Annotated in this window: 17 protein-coding genes and 2 pseudogenes; 10 read left to right on the forward strand and 9 right to left on the reverse strand. The window is 72.5% G+C overall.

The genetic code is table 11. From position 1 onward, the window contains the following. The first annotated feature begins 32 nt into the window (after nucleotides 1–32). The 7 genes and pseudogenes from C229_RS0114020 to C229_RS0114045 all read left to right on the forward strand — a co-directional run bounded on the left by C229_RS0114020 (nucleotide 33) and on the right by C229_RS0114045 (nucleotide 5,082). Complete coding sequence (locus tag C229_RS0114020) at nucleotides 33–1,115, forward strand: NAD(P)H-dependent amine dehydrogenase family protein (RefSeq protein WP_026313785.1); 1,083 nt, start codon at nucleotides 33–35, stop codon at nucleotides 1,113–1,115. Then, on the forward strand, nucleotides 1,112–1,594 hold the full coding sequence (locus tag C229_RS0114025) for a carboxymuconolactone decarboxylase family protein (protein ID WP_018655705.1): 483 nt from the start codon (nucleotides 1,112–1,114) through the stop codon (nucleotides 1,592–1,594). Before C229_RS0114020 ends, C229_RS0114025 begins: the two co-directional genes overlap by 4 nt. A 90-nt stretch (nucleotides 1,595–1,684) precedes the next feature. After that, nucleotides 1,685–2,263 carry a TMEM175 family protein gene (locus tag C229_RS0114030; RefSeq protein WP_018655706.1) on the forward strand — a complete coding sequence of 193 codons (579 nt, stop codon included), beginning with the start codon at nucleotides 1,685–1,687 and terminating at the stop codon, nucleotides 2,261–2,263. 179 nt (nucleotides 2,264–2,442) lie between these two features. Next, nucleotides 2,443–2,940 (forward strand): annotated as a pseudogene (locus C229_RS36140) (histidine kinase dimerization/phospho-acceptor domain-containing protein); the annotation flags it as partial. 75 nt (nucleotides 2,941–3,015) lie between these two features. Then, a pseudogene (locus C229_RS36145) lies at nucleotides 3,016–3,399 on the forward strand (sensor histidine kinase); the annotation flags it as partial. A 91-nt stretch (nucleotides 3,400–3,490) separates the two neighbouring features. Next, the gene (locus tag C229_RS30530) at nucleotides 3,491–3,844 is read left to right on the forward strand and encodes a hypothetical protein (protein WP_033424350.1); all 354 of its coding nucleotides are present in this window, start codon (nucleotides 3,491–3,493) and stop codon (nucleotides 3,842–3,844) included. 107 nt (nucleotides 3,845–3,951) lie between these two features. Beyond that, nucleotides 3,952–5,082 (forward strand): serine hydrolase domain-containing protein, encoded by a 1,131-nt coding sequence (locus C229_RS0114045; protein ID WP_018655709.1) that lies wholly within the window; start codon nucleotides 3,952–3,954, stop codon nucleotides 5,080–5,082. Between the two features lie 122 nt (nucleotides 5,083–5,204). Here C229_RS0114045 and C229_RS0114050 read toward each other — a convergent pair whose 3' ends face one another. Continuing rightward, a complete protein-coding gene (locus C229_RS0114050; protein WP_018655710.1) occupies nucleotides 5,205–6,344 on the reverse strand; it encodes an acyl-CoA dehydrogenase family protein in 1,140 nt (379 codons plus the stop codon). A 79-nt stretch (nucleotides 6,345–6,423) separates the two neighbouring features. Here C229_RS0114050 and C229_RS0114055 point away from each other — a divergent pair, with 79 nt between their 5' ends. Together C229_RS0114055 and C229_RS0114060 are read left to right on the forward strand one after the other, a co-directional pair. Beyond that, on the forward strand, nucleotides 6,424–7,134 hold the full coding sequence (locus tag C229_RS0114055) for a MerR family transcriptional regulator (protein ID WP_018655711.1): 711 nt from the start codon (nucleotides 6,424–6,426) through the stop codon (nucleotides 7,132–7,134). Between the two features lie 77 nt (nucleotides 7,135–7,211). Continuing rightward, the gene (locus C229_RS0114060; RefSeq protein WP_018655712.1) at nucleotides 7,212–8,624 is read left to right on the forward strand and encodes a sugar porter family MFS transporter; all 1,413 of its coding nucleotides are present in this window, start codon (nucleotides 7,212–7,214) and stop codon (nucleotides 8,622–8,624) included. Nucleotides 8,625–8,628: 4 nt separating this feature from the next. Here the strand turns inward: C229_RS0114060 and C229_RS0114065 are convergent, their stop codons facing one another. From C229_RS0114065 to fdxA, 8 genes are all read right to left on the reverse strand, one after another. Next, the gene (locus tag C229_RS0114065; protein WP_018655713.1) at nucleotides 8,629–10,191 is read right to left on the reverse strand and encodes a polyamine aminopropyltransferase; all 1,563 of its coding nucleotides are present in this window, start codon (nucleotides 10,189–10,191) and stop codon (nucleotides 8,629–8,631) included. Further along, entirely contained in the window at nucleotides 10,192–10,620 is a 429-nt protein-coding gene (locus tag C229_RS0114070) for a DUF350 domain-containing protein (RefSeq protein WP_018655714.1), read from the reverse strand. It lies immediately after the preceding gene. Further along, complete coding sequence (locus C229_RS0114075) at nucleotides 10,617–11,318, reverse strand: hypothetical protein (RefSeq protein WP_018655715.1); 702 nt, start codon at nucleotides 11,316–11,318, stop codon at nucleotides 10,617–10,619. The genes C229_RS0114070 and C229_RS0114075 overlap by 4 nt, the downstream gene beginning before the upstream one ends. Continuing rightward, nucleotides 11,315–11,719 carry a DUF4247 domain-containing protein gene (locus C229_RS0114080; protein WP_018655716.1) on the reverse strand — a complete coding sequence of 135 codons (405 nt, stop codon included), beginning with the start codon at nucleotides 11,717–11,719 and terminating at the stop codon, nucleotides 11,315–11,317. The genes C229_RS0114075 and C229_RS0114080 overlap by 4 nt, the downstream gene beginning before the upstream one ends. Next, the gene (locus C229_RS0114085; protein WP_018655717.1) at nucleotides 11,704–12,195 is read right to left on the reverse strand and encodes a DUF2617 family protein; all 492 of its coding nucleotides are present in this window, start codon (nucleotides 12,193–12,195) and stop codon (nucleotides 11,704–11,706) included. The genes C229_RS0114080 and C229_RS0114085 overlap by 16 nt, the downstream gene beginning before the upstream one ends. Before the next feature lie 4 nt (nucleotides 12,196–12,199). Further along, nucleotides 12,200–12,802: a DUF4178 domain-containing protein gene (locus C229_RS0114090; protein ID WP_018655718.1), complete on the reverse strand. Its 603-nt coding sequence runs from the start codon at nucleotides 12,800–12,802 to the stop codon at nucleotides 12,200–12,202. A gap of 128 nt (nucleotides 12,803–12,930) precedes the next feature. Continuing rightward, on the reverse strand, nucleotides 12,931–14,016 hold the full coding sequence (gene dapC / locus C229_RS0114095) for a succinyldiaminopimelate transaminase (RefSeq protein WP_018655719.1): 1,086 nt from the start codon (nucleotides 14,014–14,016) through the stop codon (nucleotides 12,931–12,933). Nucleotides 14,017–14,094: 78 nt separating this feature from the next. Then, the gene (gene fdxA, locus C229_RS0114100; RefSeq protein WP_018655720.1) at nucleotides 14,095–14,418 is read right to left on the reverse strand and encodes a ferredoxin; all 324 of its coding nucleotides are present in this window, start codon (nucleotides 14,416–14,418) and stop codon (nucleotides 14,095–14,097) included. A 92-nt stretch (nucleotides 14,419–14,510) separates the two neighbouring features. Here fdxA and C229_RS36075 point away from each other — a divergent pair, with 92 nt between their 5' ends. Then, entirely contained in the window at nucleotides 14,511–14,771 is a 261-nt protein-coding gene (locus C229_RS36075; protein ID WP_033424395.1) for a putative acetyltransferase, read from the forward strand. The last annotated feature ends 83 nt before the right edge of the window (nucleotides 14,772–14,854 follow it).

A 14,854-nucleotide genomic window follows, 5' to 3' on the forward strand; every position in this document is an offset into this window, starting at 1 on the left:
ACCATCAACCTAACGCTTGCTAGGTTTTGTTCATGCTCTCTACGGTCGTCTGGGGTACCGGGAACGTCGGGCGGCTCGCGTTGCGGGCCGTGGAGGCGTATCCGGGGCTCGGTCTCGCCGGGGTGCTCGTGTCGGACCCGGGCAAGGTGGGCCGGGACGCGGGTGAGCTGGCGCGGCTCGGGCGCCGGCTCGGAGTCGTCGCCACCGACGACGTGGACGCCGTGCTCGGGACGCGGCCGGACGCCGTCGTGTACGCCGCGTCCGGGGAGCTGCGGCCCGACGAGGCGCTGGCCGACATCCTGCGGGCGGTCCGGGGCGGCGCCGTCGTGGTCACGCCCGCGCTGTACGAACTGTACGACCCGCGCAACGCTCCCGCCGCGACGCGCGCGGCGGTCCGCGCCGCCGTCGAGGACGGCGGCGGGTCGCTGTTCGTGTCCGGCGTCGACCCCGGGTGGGGCAACGACGTGCTTCCGCTGCTCGTCAGCGGGCTCGGGACGGTCGTGGACGTCGTGCGCTGCCAGGAGATCTTCGACTACTCCACCTACGACCAGGAGGAGTCGGTCCGGTTCATCGTCGGCATGGGCCAGCCGATGGACTACGCGCCGCCCATGCTCGCGCCGACCGTCCCGTCGATGGTGTGGGGCGGGCAGGTCCGGTTGATCGCGCGCGGGCTCGGCGTCGAGCTGGACGAGGTGCGCGAGGTCGTGGACCGGCGCGCCCTCGACGTCACCGTGGAGACCGCGACCATGGGCGCGTTCGAGGCCGGGACGCAGGGCGCCGTCCGGTTCGAGGTGCAGGGGATCGTCGCGGGCGAACCCCGGATCGTCATCGAGCACGTCACCCGCGTCCATCATTCGTGCGCGCCCGACTGGCCGACGGCGCCGGACGGCGGCGACGGCGCGCACCGCGTCGTGATCGAGGGCCGTCCGCGCATCGAGGTGACGGTCGAGGCCACCGACGAGGACGGCAACCGCGCGGCGGGCGGCAACGCCACCGCCGTCGGCCGGCTCGTCGGCGCGATCGAGTGGCTGGCCGCGGCGCCGCCCGGCCTGTACGACGCGCTCGACGTCCCGCTGCGGCCCGCGGTCGGCAGGCTCGGAAGGAGACCGGCGTGAACATCGACGTCCCCGACGGCAAGGACCCCATCGAGTACGTGTGGGGCGAGATGGTGCCCGGCATCGGCCCGGCCGCCGCCGGGTTCTCGCTCGCCGTCTACGCCCACACGACGCTCGGGCTGCGCGAGTTCGAGGCGGCGCGGCTGCGGATCGCGCAGATCAACGGGTGCGTGTTCTGCCTGGACTGGCGCACCGAACGCGACGGGGAGCGGGTCGAGGCGGAGTTCGCCGACGCCGTCACCGATTGGCGCACCACGGACCGCTTCGACGACCGCACCCGGCTCGCCGCCGAGTACGCCGAGCGGTACGCGCTCGACCCGCACGGGCTGGACGAGCCGTTCTGGGAGCGGATGTCCGCGCACTACGCGCAGCGGGAGATCGTCGAGCTGTCCATGAGCCTCGGTTCCTGGCTCGCCTTCGGCCGGTTGAACCACGTGCTCGGCCTCGACACGCGCTGTGTCCTGCCGAGTCAGCGCTGACGCCGACGAGGCCGGTCCTACGGTTCGGTAACTTGTGGCACGCACGAGGCGGTCCCGGCTCCTGGCTCGGCCGCCTCGTAGATTGGCCCGGTGACCGCCGTCAGAGAGCCGGACCGGCTCGTCTCGTTCACCGACGCCATCGTCGCGATCGCCGCCACGCTGCTGGTGCTGCCGCTCGTCGACGTCGTGGGCGAGGGCGCGACCGCCGCCGACGTCCTCGCGGACAGCGCGCCGCAGATCGGCGTCTTCCTGCTCAGCTTCGTGGTCATCATGCGGCTGTGGCTGGCCCATCACCGCCTCTTCCGGCACGTCCGCGCCCTGACGGGCCCGCTCGTCTGGTGCAATCTGGGCTGGCTGCTGACGGTCGTCCTGCTCCCGTTCCCCACCGAGATGGCGGGCCGCTTCGGCACCGACCGCCTCACCGTCGCCCTCTACACCGGCACGGTCCTGCTCGCCTCCGCCCTGCTGACCGCCATGGCCTTCCTGGTCGCCCGGAACCCGGACGCCGCCGACGCGCCGCCCGCCGCCCTCCGCACCGGCGCCGCCGCCACCACCGCCCTCATCACCGTCGCCCTCCTCCTCTCCCTCGCCGTCCCGGCCCTGAGCTACTGGGCCTTCCTCCTGCTCGCCCTCTCCCCCACCCTCCAACGCCGCTTCCGGGCACCCTGACACCACCCTTCCCCGCACCCGGCCGCCGGTGCATCGGCGCAGGTCGGACTGGTCATCGTCACTAAGGGTGGCGGTACCGGTTGTGCAGGCGAGGCATCCTGGGGCCGCGCCGGGGACGGGGGCGGGAGACGGCGCCTACGGTCGTATATATCGACCGAGGGGGAGTCATGTTCTCGTCCATGCGCGTGTCGCAGCGCTCGATCCGGGCGCGTGTCACGTTACTTGCCGCCGGATCGGCGGTCGTACTACTCGGATCACTCACACTCGTGCTCGACGCGGCCGTCATCGCGGCGGCGGGTGTCGCCGTCGCGGCCGGAACGGCGTGGTGGGGCACCGGACGGGCACTGCGCCCCGTCGCGCGGGTGCGCGCCGAACTCGACGCGATCGGCGCGGGCCGCGCCTGCGGCCGGGTCACCGTCGCGTCCGGCGACGGCGAGGCCGCGCGGCTCGGCGCGTCCGTCAACCTCGTGCTGGAGCGGCTCGTCGACGTCGTCGAGCGGCAGCGCGCCTTCGCCGCCGACGCCTCGCACGAGCTGCGCACCCCGATCGCCGGGCTGCGCGCCAACCTCGAAGAGGCCGTCCTGTACCCCGACGATGTGGACGTCAAGGAGGTCCTGAACTCCGCGCTGCGCGACGCCGACCGGCTGGAAGCGATCACCACCGACCTGCTGCTGCTCGTCCGCGTCAAGTCGTGCGACCCGGCCGCGCGCGAGCCGGTCGACCTGTCCGACCTGCTCCGCGAGGGCCTGGCCGCCCGCGTGCCGGCCCCGTCCGCCGACCTCGCCACGGGTCTGCGGGTGCACGCCGTCCCCACGCAGGTCGCCCGCCTGGTGGACAACCTGCTGGACAACGCCGAGCGGCACGCCGACGGCCGGGTGGAGGTCACCCTGCGCCGCGACGGCGACCACGCGGTCGTGACCGTCGCCGACGACGGCCCCGGCATCCCCGCCGCCGACCGCGAGCGCGTCTTCGAGCGGTTCACCCGCCTGGACACCGCGCGCAGCCGCTGCGACGGGGGCACCGGCCTCGGCCTGGCCATCGCCCGCGAGATCGCCTGCGCCCACGGCGGCGTCCTCACCGCCGAGGAACCCGGCGCGCGCGGCGCCCGGCTCGTGCTGCGGCTTCCGGTGAGCTGACCGCTCCCGCGTCGTGCGAATGCCCGGCATGGGAGGATGGGCCGGTCATTGACCGTCCCGGGCGGATCTCCCCGGACAGGAGGTTCCTCCCGTGCCTGCCGGTGAGCCGGTCCCCTGCCGCGTGACCGTGTGCCGCGGCTGCTGCTGCGGCACGTCCAAGGTGCCCGGACTCGACCATGACCAGCAGGTCGCGGACCTGGCGCGGCGCGTGCCGACGCGCGTCTCGGAGTGCCTGGACGTCTGCGCCCAGGCCAACGTCGTGGTGGTGCAGCCCTCGGCGGCGGGCCGGCGTGCGGGCGGACGGCCCGTCTGGCTCGGCCTCGTCAACGACGACGCCGTCCTCGACGACCTCACCGCCTGGATCGACGCGGGCGGCCCCGGGATCGCCGTGCCGCCCGCCGTCCTCGACCTCTATGCGATCCCCCGCCCGCCCGCCGGGACGTGAGCCCGTCCGGACCGCGATGCGCCAGTTTCTGGCGCCATAACGGGCGGCGGTAACTTTGTTATCGGAAGTCATAGTCGGGGCCCCGGCGCCGCGACCATGATCAGTTGGTGCGCAGATACCTCATCGCCGGCCTGACCGCCGGAAGCCTGGTCCTCGGAACCGCCCTGCCCGCCGCCGCGGCGCCGTCACCGCCCGGGCCCGACGTCATCTCGGCGATCCTGCCGTCCGACCCGCTGACCCCCTCGCCGCAGCCCGTGCCGCTCACCCGGGCGATCCGGAACCTGAACGTCACGTACCAGTACCAGGGCAACACCTACACGCTCGACCAGTACATCAACGACCGCACCCGCGCCTGGGGCATGGTCGTACTGGACGGGCGCAGCAACACCATCGTCCGCGACCACTACTTCGCCTCCAGCCGGGCGACGCGGTTCCAGTCGTGGTCGGCGTCCAAGTCGTTCGTCGGGACGGCCGTCGGCATCGCCCTCGCCGAGGGGCACATCGCCTCGATCGACGACCCGGTGACCACCTACCTCCCCGAGCTGAACGGGTCCGGCTTCGCCGGGGTGTCGATCCGGAACCTGCTGCGGATGTCGTCGGGCGTTCAGTGGACCGAGGAGCTCGACATCCCGCAGGCGCACCTGGGCGCGGCGGCGGGCAACCCGCTCACCGAGTTCGCCAAGTCCCGCGTCCGCGGCTGGGAGCCGGGCACGCAGCAGGTGTACAGCGGCATGAACACGTTCGTGCTGACGTGGCTGCTGACCAAGACCACCGGCACGCCGTTCGCGCAGTACGTCCAGCAGAAGATCTGGAACCCGGCCGGGATGGCGTCCGCCGCCACCGTCAGCCGCGACTACCAGGGCAGCTCGCTCGGCTACTGCTGCATGATGGCGACCGTCGAGGACTTCTCCCGGCTCGGCCTGCTCTACCTCAACAACGGGGCCTCCCCGGCCGGCCAGGTGGTGCCGGCGTCCTGGGTCCAGCAGGCGACCAGCCCCTCGGCGCCCTTCAACGAGCCCGCCGGTGAACTCGGCGTCGGCTACGGCCTCCACTGGTGGCTGGGCGGCGGCACCCACGGCGACTACTGGGCCGACGGCTTCGGCGGCCAGAAGATCTACGTCAACCCCGAACACGGCGTCGTCATCGCCAAAACCGCCCTCATGTCCACCAGCTCCGCGACCGAAGACCTCATCGCCTTCCGCGCCATCGCCGCCCGAGTAGCCGCCACCCGCCCCTGACCCCACACCCCGTCTGCCCACCGAGCCCCTGCCCCTGTCGTCAGGTGAGCACGGCCGTCGAAGGTGGGCAGACGGCGTGGCGTCGGCGGGCTCGCGGAAGGCCGCGTGAGGGTCGGGGCGCGTTACAGGATGCTGCGGCCGATGATCTCTTTCATGATCTCGGTGGTGCCGCCGAAGATGGTTTGGATGCGGACGTCCTGGTAGGCCTTGGCGATGGGGTATTCGGTCATGTAGCCGTAGCCGCCGTAGAGCTGGACGCAGCGGTCCACGACCGTCTTGACCAGTTCGGTGTTCCAGTACTTGAGCATGGCGGCCTCTTCGATGGAGAGTTCGCCCCTGCCCTCCTTGGTGACGCACTGGTCGGTGAAGGTGCGGGTGATGGTGAGTTCGGTCTTCATCTCGGCGAGCGTGAAGCGGTTGTGCTGGAACTTGCCGATCGGGCGGCCGAACGCCTCGCGGGTCTTGCAGTACTCGACGGTCATCTCGAACGCGGCCTCGGCCGCCGCCTGCGCCGTGACGCCGATGGACAGGCGCTCGCGGGCGAGGTTCTGCATGAGGTAGATGAAGCCCATGCCCTCCTCGCCGAGCAGGTTCTCCTTGGGGACGCGGACGTTGTCGAAGAACAGCTCGGCCGTGTCCTGGGCGTGCATGCCGACCTTGTCCAGGTTGCGGCCCCGGCCGAAGCCCTCCATGCCGCGTTCGACGACGAGCAGGCTGACGCCCTTGGCTCCGGCCGCCGGGTCGGTCTTGGCGACGACGATGACGAGGTCGGCGAGGATGCCGTTGGAGATGAACGTCTTCGAGCCGTTCAGGACGTAGTGGTCGCCGTCCAGGATCGCGGTCGACTTGATGCCCTGGAGGTCGGACCCGGCCGCGGGCTCGGTCATCGCGATGCCGGTGATCAGCTCGCCGGAGCAGTACCCGGGGAACCAGCGCTTCTTCTGCTCGTCGTTGGCGAGCTGCCGCAGGTAGCCACCGTTGATGTCGTTGTGCACGGAGAAGCCGGGGCCGTGCACGCCCGCGCGCGCGAACTCCTCGTTCAGGACGACGTAGTAGCGGTAGTCCTCGTCCCCGCCGCCGCCGAACTCCTCGGGGATGTCGATGCCGAGCAGTCCCGCGCGGCCCGCCGCCAGCCACACGTCGCGGGAGACGACGCCGTCCTTCTCCCACTGCTCGTGGTGGGGGGTGATCTCCTTGGCGATGAAGGCCCGCACCGTCTCGCGGAAGTCCTCGTGCTCGGGGGTGAAGATGTCGCGTGCCATCCGGCGCGTCTCCCTGCTTGTAAGCGTGCGCTGATACAGCGCTAATGTAACACCAGCACTGTCACGTAAGGGAGCGGGCATGACGGACCTCACGATCGACGAGCTGGCCGCGCGGGCCGGGGTCTCGGTCCGCACCGTCCGCTTCTACGCCGGACGCGGCCTGCTGCCGCCGCCGGTACTGCGCGGGCGCACCGGCTTGTACGGCGAGGACCACCTCGTCCGGCTCGAACTCGTCCGTGAACTCCAGGCCCTCGGCCTGACCCTCGCCGCGATCGAGAAGCACGTCGCCCGTATCCCGGACGACGCGCGCCCCGAGGACATCGCGCTCCAGCGGGCGCTGCTGTCACCGTGGACGCCCGAGCAGCCCGAGGAGATGGACCGCGGCGACCTGGACCGCCGCGCCGGGTTCCACCTGGACGACTCCGCGCTCGACCGGCTCGCCGCGCTCGGCGTCCTGGAGCGGCTGGACGGCGGCGCCCGCGTCCGGGTCGTCAGCCCGTCGCTGCTGGGCGTCGGCGCGGAGCTGGCCCGGCTGCCGATGCCGCTGGACACGCTGCTCGCCGCGCACACCGCCGTCGAGCGGTACACGACGGCGCTCGCGGGCGAGCTCCAGGCCGTCTTCCAGGAGACGGTCGTGCGCCCGTACCGCGAGCGGGGCCGCCCGCCGGAGGAGCGTGAGGGCCTGCTGGAGCTGGCCGGGAAGCTGAAGCCGCTGCTCATCCAGTCGCTGGTGACGTCGTTCCAGCGCGCGGTGGACGACGCCATCCGCCGCACGGTCCCGGGTGACTGATCCGCACAACGACGTATACAGACGATCACGGAGGGTAATTCTCGCCATGGAGTGAAATCCCGGCGAGAGGACCCCACGTGCAGGCGTACAACACCGCCCCGTCCCAGCACGGGCCGCTCGCCGAGGTGCCTCCCGAGGGACGGCGCAAGATCTGGCGGTGGGCGGTGCTCATCGCGGTCGGCGGCTTCCTGTTCGGCTTCGACACCGGCGTCATCTCCGGCGCGCTGCTGTTCATCAAGAAGGACTTCGGGCTCAGCTCGTTCGAGCAGGGCGCGGTCGTCAGCGTGCTCGTGCTGGGCGCGATGGTCGGCGCGCTGGCGTCCGGGCGGCTGCTCGACCGCATCGGACGCCGCAAGGCGCTCGGCATCGAGGGCGCGGTGTTCCTGGTCGGGACGGCCATCGCGGTCGTCGCGCCGGGGTTCGTGACGCTGCTGCTCGCGCGGCTCGTGCTCGGCCTGGCGGTCGGGGCGGCGTCGGCGACCGTCCCGGTCTACCTGTCGGAGATCGCGCCGAAGGAGATCCGGGGCCGCGTCCTGACGCTGAACCAGCTCCTCATCACGGTCGGCATCCTCGTCGCGTACGTGACGAACCTGATCTTCTCCGGCGCGGGCGACTGGCGGGCGATGATCGGGGTCGGCGCGGTCCCGGCGCTGGTGATGGTGGCGGCGTCGCTGTGGTTCGTGCCGGAGTCGGCGGCGTGGCAGCTCTCGCGCGGCCGGACGGCCGAGGCGCGGCGCGGCATCGCGTCGGTCACCAACGACGCGACGGCCGACGTACTGATCCGCCGCTATGAGGACAACCAGGCCAAGGAGGCCAAAGAGCACGGACCGGAGCAGAAGTCGCGCTCGCTGCTCTCCCCCGCCGTCCGTCCGGCGCTGATCGTCGGCGTGCTGCTCGCCGCGATCCAGCAGTTCGGCGGCATCAACACGATCATCTACTTCGCGCCGACGATCATCGAGCAGACGGGCCTGACGGCGTCGAACGCGATCTTCTACTCGATCGCGATCGGCGTCATCAACTTCGTCATGACGGTCGTCGCGACGCGGTTCATCGACCGGGCGGGCCGCCGTCCGCTGCTGCTGTTCTCGCTGGCCGGCATGGCCGTGTCGATGGCGCTGCTGGGCCTGTCGTTCGTGGCGGGCTGGCCGTCGGTGCTGACGCTGGTGTTCATGGTGCTGTTCATCGCGGTGTACGCGGTCGGCCTCGGCCCGGTCTTCTGGGCGATCATCGGCGAGATCTTCCCGCCCCGGGCGCGCGGCGCGGGGTCGAGCGCGGCGACGGCGACGAACTGGGCGTCGAACTTCGCGGTGAGCCTGCTGTTCCTGCCGCTCATGCAGCTCATCGGCGAGGGCGAGACGTTCTGGATCTTCGCCGCCATCTCGCTCGCCGGGCTCTTCTTCGTCGCCCGTTTCGTCCCGGAGACCAAGGGCCGCGACCAGCGCGAGGTCGACGCCGACCTCCAGTCCCGCTTCGGCCACGCGACGACGTGACGCGTCAGGCGTCGCGCCACTCCTCGTTCTCGTACTCGACGAGGCGGGGGTGGGCGAGGGTGTTGACGGCGACGTCGCGGTGGCGGAGGTCGCGGCCGAAGACGGCGGCGGCGCGCAGGACGTCGGCGTCCAGGTAGCGCAGGGCGGGGATCGACGGGTCGAGGGCCAGCGGCGGCGGGCGGTCGCCGGGCGCGGCCAGGACGTAGCCCCAGTCTCCGAAGCTGGGGACGTCCACGTGGTACGGGGTGGTGGCGAAGCCCGCCGCGCCGATCGTCTTGGCGATGCTCCAGTACGACTTGGGGGCGAAGTACGGGCTGCCCGCCTGGACGACCATCCGGCCGCCCGGCGCCAGGGCGCGCTTGACCAGGCCGTAGAACTCGACCGAGTACAGCTTGGCGGTGGCGACGTCGTCGGGGTCGGGCATGTCCACGATGACGGTGTCGTAGGTGCGGTCCAGCCCGCGCAGCCAGCCGAACGCGTCGGCGGCGACGGTGCGGACACGCGGGTCGTCGAACGCGCGCCCGTTGAGCGCGGAGATCTCCGGATGGGTGCGGGCGAGCCGGATCATCTCCGGGTCGAGTTCCACGAGCGTCGCCGTCGCGACGTCGCGGTACCGCAGCACCTCGCGCAGCGCGAGCCCGTCGCCGCCGCCGAGGATCAGCACGTTCCCGCGCGGCCCGCCCGCCAGCGCCGGGTGCGCCAGCGACTCGTGGTAGCGGTACTCGTCCACCGAGGAGAACTGGAGGTCGCCGTTGAGGAACAGCCGCAGGTCGGCGCGGCCCGTCAGCGCGACCTGCCGGGTGAGGACGATCTCCTGGTACGGCGTGCGGACCGCGTACGCGATCGGGTCGCGGTACAGCGCCTGCCGGGCCGACACCTCGAACCCGTCGGCCAGCGCGTACGTCCCGGCCAGAACGGCGAGGACGCCGCCCATCCCGGCCCACAGCGCCGTCCGCGCCCCGCGCCGCACCTGCCGCCGGAACAGCCACAGGACGACCGCGACGCCCGCGACCGCGTTGACGCCGCCGACGACCAGCGCGCCTTTGATGTGCCCGAACTGCGGCAGCAGCAGGAACGGGAACGCGAGCCCGCCGATGAGCGCGCCCACGTAGTCGGCGGCGAACAGGTCCGCGACGGCCGACCCGGCGTCCTGCCGCCGGATGCGCTGGAGCAGCGTCATCAGCAGCGGGATCTCCGCGCCGATGAGCGCGCCGACGACGAACGCCACCACGACCAGCACCGGCTGGTACAGGTCGAGCCAGGAGAACGCCGCGTACAGCACGAGCACCGACAGACCGCCCGCGAGCGCCAGCAACCCCTCGACCACGGCGAACGCGACGACCGGCCGCGTTTGCAGCGGCTTGGCCGCCAGCGACCCGACGCCCATCGCGAACACCATCACCGACAGCACGACCGACGCCTGCGTCACCGAGTTGCCGACCAGGTAGCTGCCGAGCGCCACCAGCGCCAGCTCGTACACCAGCCCGCACGCCGCGCACACGAACACGGCCGCCAGGACGAGCGACCGCGCGAACCGCCACGCGGGGCCGGGCGGAGCCTGCTCCATCTAGGAGATCGCCGCCGCCACGGTGACGGCGGTCGCGAGGTCGGCGGCGCCCACGACCCAGCACGCCGGGTGCAGGACGCTCGGCTCGGCCACGGTCGCGCCGAGCTTGCCGGGGGTCAGCAGGTCGAGCAGGTAGAACGCGGCGACGGTCAGCGCGATGCCGATCAGCCCGTAGACGGCGGTGCTCAGCAGCCCTTCCGCGAGGTCGTCCTCGCTGGTGACGATGGCGGTCGCGACGATCGCGCCGACGCCGAGCAGCTTGGCCGCCAGGATCAGCGCCAGGCCGCGGTTCCGCTCGACCCAGATCTGGTCGCCGAGCCTCCCGGGCGTCGTGATCTCCACGACGAGGTAGCCGATCGCCATCAGCGCGATCGCGACCACGCCGTAGGCGAGCGCGGCACCGCTCTCGGTGAGGATGTCGTGGGTCATGTGGAGTTCCTCCGCGCGGCGGCGACGATGATCCAGATGACGCCGCCCAGGATCAGGGCGGCGCCGAGGCCGATGAAGACGGTGCGGCCGTGGCCGGAGCCGGAGATCCGGTCGCCGGCGCGCGGCGTGGACGCCGCGTCCAGCGGCACCGGCGGGGCCTTGCCCTCCTCGGCGGCGAGCAGCGGCAGCGCGCCGACGACGTCGGCGAGGCGGCCGGCGGCCTCGTCGTCCAGCAGGTCCCGCTCGGTGAGGCCGACGCGGGACAGCAGCGTCGTGCTGGTCGGGTTCAGGCCGAGGTTGTTGTCGACGTGCAGTGAGACCGACGTCCACTCCTCGTCGATCGAGGAGTAGGAGTAGCGGGCGTCCACGACGGCGTAGCGGGCGCAGCGGACCTTGTCCTGGGCCGGGTCGGTGCGGGGGCCGAGGCTGGAGCCGGTCTCGGTGCCGTCCGGCGCGGCGGTGAACGACCGGCCGGGCGTGCCGGGGTCGACGCGCCAGCCGTAGCAGACGCCCTGCGCGCGCTGCGCGGCGGCGAGCCGGTCGGACAGCCGCGCCGAGTCGGCCGCGCCGAAGACGGCGCCGCCGCTGCCGCCGTCGTCGTCGTTCATGTCGGCGAGCGTGACCCAGACGAAGATCACGATGACGGCGACGGCGATGATCCAGATCCAGGTCCGCTTCGCGGACGACGACGCGCTCACTTGCCCGTCCCCGGGCCGCCGCCGCGGAACGTGGACGCGCGGCCGTTGAACCCGCCCCAGCGTCCGCCGACGTAGCCGTGGTACGTCCGGTACGCCCGGTCCGGGTCGAGCACGGTGACGCGGCTGCCGCGCCCGTCCGGGGCGATGACGACCACGTCGTCCCGGTACCGCAGGAAGATCCCGGCCGGGTCGTAGACGCGGTCGGACGGGCGGTGCCGCCGCACGAGGTCGCTCGCGACGCGCGCGGGCGGCTGACCCGCGCGGTAGCTCCCCGCGCCGAGCTGCTGGTAGCGGCCGTCGATCCAGCCGCGCGGCGAACCACCACCCGCGAACAACGCCCCGGCGAGCACCAGCCCGCCGAGCCCGGCGAGCAGCCCGCCACCGATCAGGGCGCGGCGCACGGGCGCACCTCCGTCCGGCTCCATGTCATGACGATCTCCCGGGTCTGGGGGTAGGTGTGCCAGGTGCGCCAGCCGAGCCCGGCGGCGTCGACGGCGAGGGCGGTGACGGCGTGCGGGGAGCCGGGGAACGTTCCGGTGAGGACGTCGGCGCGGCCGTCGAGGTCGTGCCGGAGGGCGGTGACGGCGGCGGCGAACGCGGCGTCGTCGCCGTGGGTGTCGGTGCGGGACGCGAAGGCGTAGCCGGTGCCGTCGTGCCGGGACGGGAGGGGGATGCCCGCGTCGGGTAGGCAGGCGACGGTTTCGCTGAGGTCGGCCGTGATGATCTGGTGTGAGGCGCCGAGCAGGCGCAGTTCGACGGCGTGTCCGGCGCGTTCCACGGTCAGTGTCGCCAGGGCGGGCAGGGGCGGGAGGCCGAGGGCGAAGCGGAGGGCGTCGGCGCGGGTGTCGGCGTAGGGGGTGTCGAGCGCGGCGAGCACGGCGTCAGGAGCCCGGGTAGATCGTCAGCGAGCCGTCGGGGACGCGTTCGCCGACGCCCGCCTCCCAGGTGCCGCCGCCGAACTGCTCGAACGCCAGGTAGCGTCCGCGCGGGCCCTCGAAGTCGACGTACTCGACGCGTCCGGTGACGCCGAGGCCGGTGGTGCCCTCGCTGGTGTAGTCGGCGGTGCCGTGCTCGTCGCGGCGGTACTCGACGCCGTCCACGGTGAGGTGGCGGGCGTCGGGGCGCAGGTCACCGATGTCGATCTCGGTCCACCAGACGACTTCGAGGTCGGGGTCCTCCTCGACGGAGATCCAGACCTTGCCGCCGTCGCGGGTGTCGGCGTCGAGCAGGTGCTCGGACCAGGTGAAACCGCCCTCGCGGATGCGCAGCGAGCCGCGGACGAAGTAGCGGGTGCCGAGGTACTCGACCATGTCGCCGGCCTTGAGCGCGCGCGGGTCGCCCGCGGTGTGCTCGGACGCGGCGAACGGGTCGCGCGGCGCGGCGGACGCGGCCGGGACCTCGCGGCGGCGCTGCAACAGCAGGATGACCACGACGAGCGCCGCCAGGATCAGCACGAGCAGCACGCCGATGACGACTCCGGTCATCCGGAACCTCCAGGGGGAACGCCTCAACGAACGAGAATCCGGGCATGTTACCGAAGCAACCCCGGGTCCGACATGCCGTGAGACGTGCCGCTCGCCACTGCGGTTCCCCTGAAAAGAGGACGGAACGGTCAGAGGCGGGCGACGCCCGCTTCGACGCGCTCGTCCGTCGCCGTGAACGCGATGCGGACGTGCCGCGCCCCCGCCGGGCCGTAGAACTCGCCCGGCCCGACGACGATGCCGAGATCGGCGAGATGCCCGACGGTGTCCCAGCAGGGCTCGTCCCGCGTCGCCCACAGGTACAGCGACGCCTCGGAGTGGTCGACGCGGAAGCCGTGCCGCTCGAACGCCCGCCGCAGCGCCTGCCGCCGGTGCGCGTAGCGGGCGCGCTGCTCGGTGACGTGCCGCTCGTCGGAGTAGGCGGCGATCATCGCGGCCTGCACCGGCGCCGGGACGATCATCCCGGCGTGCTTGCGCACCTCCAGCAGCCGCCGCACGAGCGCGAGGTCGCCGGAGACGAACCCCGCGCGGTACCCGGCGAGGTTGGAGCGCTTGGACAGCGAGTTCAGCACGAGCAGGCCCTCGTGCGACCCGCCGGACACGTCCGGGTGCAGGATCGACACCGGGGCGTTGCGCTGGTCCCAGCCGAAGTCGAGGTAGCACTCGTCGCTCGCGACGATCGCGCCGCGCTCGCGCGCCCACGCCACGACCTTGCGCAGGTGCTCGGGCGGCAGCACGCGTCCGGTCGGGTTGGACGGCGAGTTCACCCAGACGAGCTTCGGCGTCGCCGGGCCGAGCGTCAGCAGGCCGTCGGTCGCGACGGGCCGCGCCCCCGCCAGGCGCGCGCCGACGTCGTAGGTCGGGTAGGCCAGCTCGGGGAACACGACGGTGTCGCCCGCGCCGAGGCCCAGGAGCGACGGCAGCCACGCCACCAGCTCCTTGGTGCCGATGACCGGCAGCACGGCGTCGGGGTCGGCGCCGCTCACGCCGTGGACGTCGCGCAGCCAGGCCGCGACCGTCTCACGCAGCCGAGGCGTGCCGTACGTCTGCGGGTAGCCGGGCGCGTCGGCCGCCGCCGCCAGCGCCTCCCGGACGGCGGGCGGCGTCGGGTCGACCGGGGTGCCGACCGACAGGTCGACGGTGCCGCCCGGGTGCGCGGCGGCGCGCTCCCGGTAGGGCACGAGGCGGTCCCACGGGAAATCCGGCAGCGTGAACACGCCCGGTTCCTCCAGCTCGGTGAAGCAGCGCGGGCCGCGACCTCCGCGAGGGAGGCCGCGGCCCGCGAGCGTCGGCGGTCAGTCCTGCGTCTGCGGGGGCAGTGCGGCCACGATCGGGTGGTCCTTGTCGATCTTGCCGACCTTGGACGCGCCACCGGGCGACCCGAGGTCGTCGAAGAACTCCACGTTGACCTTGTAGAAGTCCTTCCACTGCTCGGGGACGTCGTCCTCGTAGTAGATGGCCTCCACGGGGCAGACCGGCTCACACGCACCACAGTCGACACACTCGTCAGGGTGGATGTAAAGCTGGCGCTTGCCCTCATAGATGCAGTCGACCGGGCACTCCTCGATACATGCCTTGTCGAGCAGGTCAACGCAGGGCTGCGCAATGACGTAGGTCACCTCAGTGACTCCTCTCCCGGTTCACCGCAAGCTCGCTGTGAATAGTATTGCCGTCACCGTGCGGTCGATTCGACATGGGGGTCGCTCAGAGCATGTCCGGATATCTCGCGGCACGGCTGGTGGTGTCGATCAGTCCGGCCGACGTGGGTCAACGGGTCTCGCTACGCCGCCGCCTGCCAACGGGAGAGTACAGTGACGTGGTGGGCGTCCTCGAATCCTGGTCCGCCGGTACGCTGCGCGTTCGCCGCCGGGACGGCGCCGTCGCGCAGGTCGCCGAGGCCGCGCTGGCCGCCGGGAAGGTCGTCCCGGCCGCCCCGCCGCGCCGCCGCGCGCGGCCCGAACCGCCCGGCTGAGCTGCGCGGACAACCTCCGGCAAAACCTTGACGATGAGCGGCCCGGGCACGGTGCCGCGCGTCCCCGCGCACGTCCGATCCTC

Origin of the sequence: Actinomadura flavalba DSM 45200, assembly GCF_000374305.1 — a bacterium.
Taxonomy (GTDB): Bacteria; Actinomycetota; Actinomycetes; order Streptosporangiales; family Streptosporangiaceae; genus Spirillospora; species Spirillospora flavalba.